The following is a 3429-nucleotide window of genomic DNA, read 5'->3' on the forward strand; positions in this document are numbered from 1 at the left end:
CTTCAGGGCCTTAAACCGAAACCATTTATTTGCAATGCCGTTTGTGGTATCCTTTAATTTTCCCATATTGAAAAGTGTTCCGGCATAATCATAAGTAACCACATCCTGAACAATAATGTGATGTACCTCAATATTTTTGGAATCAAAATAAAACGATACTTGTGCCTGAACCCGTTCAGCACCGCCTCCACTGAGTTTATCACCCACTAAAGCAATTTTAAAACGGGGTTGTTTTATCATAGAAGAATAATTAACTTCACGGCAAATATAACCAATCCATGAAGATTTTATTGCTTGGTGAATACAGTCACTTGCACAACACCCTCAAAAAAGGTCTGGAAGCATTGGGACATCAAGTAACCCTAGTGGGAGACGGCGATGGTTTTAAGAACTTCCCCGTGGATATTTCCATCAGGGCTACCCTTACTGAAGCCCCTTTTTTTAGCACAATTAAAAAGGGGTTTTTTAAACTTTTTGGTTTTGATTTGAGTGCATTGGAACGCGGACTGCGGTTTTGTAACCAAGAGAGCCGTTTCAGAAATTATGATGTTGTACAGCTAATTAATGAAAGGCCCATAAAAACCACTCCCCGACTGGAACGTTATTTACTTAGAAAAGTATTCAAGTACAATAAAAACGTATTTTTACTTTCCTGTGGGGTTGATTACATCAGTGTGCAGTTTATGCTGAATAAAGGCTTCAGGTACTCCCTGATGAACCCTTATTTTGAAAGCCCAAAAACTAAAGTTGATTATAAATACATACTCGATTATACTACAAAAAACCATAAAAAAACACACGAACTGGTGTTCAACCACGTCAAAGGAGTGATTGCAAGTGATTTTGATTATGTGCCTCCTTTAAAAGGGCACCCTCTTTTTTTGGGCTTGATTCCCAATCCTGTTGACTGTACCCCTATTCAGTATATCAAGCTTCATCAGGAACATAAAATCAAGGTGTTTTTGGGTATCAACCGCGGCACTTATCTTAAAAAGGGTCTTACTTATTTTGAAAAATCACTTGAAATCATCCAGGAAAAATATCCCGATAAAGTTGAAATCACGGTCCTAGAAAACCTGCCCTACGCTGAGTATATAAAGCTATATGACAAAGCCCACATCCTGCTTGACCAAGTGTATGCTTACGACCAAGGCTATAACGCCCTGGAAGCTATGGCCAAAGGAAAAGTAGTATTTACAGGAGCCGAAAAAGAGTTTTTGCAGCACTACGGCTTAAAAGAAGATGAGGTATGCATCAACGCACTACCCGATGTAAATGCTTTAGTTGAAAAGCTGAGTTGGCTGATTGAAAAGCCCGAAGAGATTTCACGAATTGGTGAAAACGCCCGAGAATTTATTGAGCGGGAGCATCATTTTGTGAAGGTGGCTGAATTATATTTAAAAACCTGGAAATAAAATTAAAATAATTTATGAGCCAAAACAACAGCTATTTCCTTCCCAATCTCTATGTCCCCGGAGCCTGAAAATCAGGCACTTCTACCCTGCACGAGTTGCTTAATGCACATTTTTATATTTATAAAATCTAATTAAAAGAATACGCTGAAATTTTAAAAACAGCGTATTCTAAATTCTTAAATTTTGATAAACTTAATCCTTGCATTAAGATTAGATGAATTCAATCTTACAAAATATAAACCTGATTGAATTTCAGGTATATTAATAACCTTTTGTAGTGTTGACATCTTACCTATAAATACCATTTCTCCAAAATTATTAAATATAGCTATTGATACCTGATCTACAATTTCAAAATTCTTTAATGAAATGGTGAAACTACCCTCGTTAGGGTTTGGGTATAGTATTGCGTAAGCATTCTTGACTTCTGAAAAAGTTTCCTTATCTCTATTTTTTGTTAAAAATTTTCTGCCTTTAATATCTTTATCAGGGCAAAGTGTCAATTCAGGGTCAATAATTAAATCAACAAAACCTGGGTTTCTTATAAGTGTTGAAGGTTTTAAATCCACATCAGATATTAATTCAATACTTTGTTTGGCTTTAAAAGTAGCAGTTGCAACACCTTCAAAAATTTGATTTTGCATTTCTATTCGTTCAGGTGCAGACTCTAAGATAAAGTCCCACCTTGAAAACTCTTGGTTTTCAACTTTAACAATTTGAGTTGGTGTAATCATGTCATATACCATTTTCACAGCTAAATCTGCCTGTAAACGACCTGAACCTATTTTTCCATAATAAGGTAAATTTACAGACAAAGTATCAACTTTCTTAGAAGTTAACTTTAATATTGATTCAACTTCTTTTAATTCTAAACAAGGGTTTAAGCTTAACATTAAACCTATAGTTCCAGATATGATAGGGGCGGCAAACGAAGTACCATTTCCATAAGAATATACCCCATCTGAATTAACTCCATCTTGGGTTAAGATATGCCTTCCCGGAGCCACTATATCAACATCTGTGTTAAAAGTGTTAACTGGATTTGAAGAGTTTGAATGCTCAAATTTATCTTTTTGGTTATCATGTAGTGGATTTGGATCTCCCAAGGGGTATAAATGCCCTATAGTTGATACAGAAATAACATTCTCACATCCAGCAGGGTAATGTAAGGCTTCTGGGCCCAACGTTGGGCAAGAAAAGGAGCCATTACCCGCAGCTGCTACCAATATAGCTCCATAGTCATAATATGCTTCATCCATGGCTTCTTGATAGTAATCAATTGTTGTTTGTGAGGTTGTGCAAACTCCCCAACTCATATTAATGACAGGGACTCCTGCTTGAGCAAGTTCTATTACTGCGTTAGCTCCACTACCTTTGGTCACAACACTAGAATTAAAGCCAATTGATGAAATACCAATAGAGTTATCAGTATTAGCTCCTGCGATTAAAGCAACTCTAGTACCATGTGATCCAAAATTTGTTGGAATAGGACCATTTAATACATTAGCAATCCCAATAAGATCTTCATGGTTAACATTAACCGACTCTGAAATACCTATTTGTATTACTGGATCACCTTTTGTAATATCCCAAGCAGCAGGGGCTCCTATAAAATATAACTCCTCTTGCTCTTGTAGTTCTCCACCTATAACTCCTAAATCATCAGGCAAATATAATTCTTGAATTTCAGGTTTTTCTTCAATATCTATAAATAGATCGGGGTAATTTAGTTCAATTTCACTCATTAAACTGAAATTATTAGTTTCTATTTCATAAACTTTGATTAGAAGCTCTCTTCTTGAGCTAGGAAAAGATTTTTGAAAACTAAATATTTCAAAACTTTCAAAAAACTTTGTTAAATCCTCGTCTTGGAATAACAACTTTTTTTTTCCATTATCTTCAACTACAACAGGAATATTTTCAGTAGAATTAATTTTAAACCAAAATGTAAAGTTGTTTTCTTGTGATATAGAAAGTAAAGGCAAACAAAGCAATGTAAAAAAAATAGGAAAAA

At 35.2% G+C, this 3429-nt stretch carries 2 protein-coding genes and 1 pseudogene; 1 reads left to right on the forward strand and 2 read right to left on the reverse strand.

The window, feature by feature from the left end; genetic code table 11:
* Positions 1-240 (reverse strand): annotated as a pseudogene (locus tag AACY61_RS10650) (hypothetical protein); the annotation flags it as partial.
* Positions 241-278: 38 nt separating this feature from the next.
* Here AACY61_RS10650 and AACY61_RS10655 point away from each other — a divergent pair.
* A complete protein-coding gene (locus tag AACY61_RS10655; RefSeq protein WP_339611563.1) occupies positions 279-1415 on the forward strand; it encodes a glycosyltransferase in 1137 nt (378 codons plus the stop codon).
* 176 nt (positions 1416-1591) lie between these two features.
* Here AACY61_RS10655 and AACY61_RS10660 read toward each other — a convergent pair.
* Positions 1592-3429: S8/S53 family peptidase (locus tag AACY61_RS10660; RefSeq protein WP_339611564.1), on the reverse strand; the 1838-nt coding region annotated here is incomplete at its 5' end.

The sequence above is a fragment of the uncultured Planktosalinus sp. genome (assembly GCF_963973675.1).
Classification (GTDB): domain Bacteria; phylum Bacteroidota; class Bacteroidia; order Flavobacteriales; family Flavobacteriaceae; genus Planktosalinus.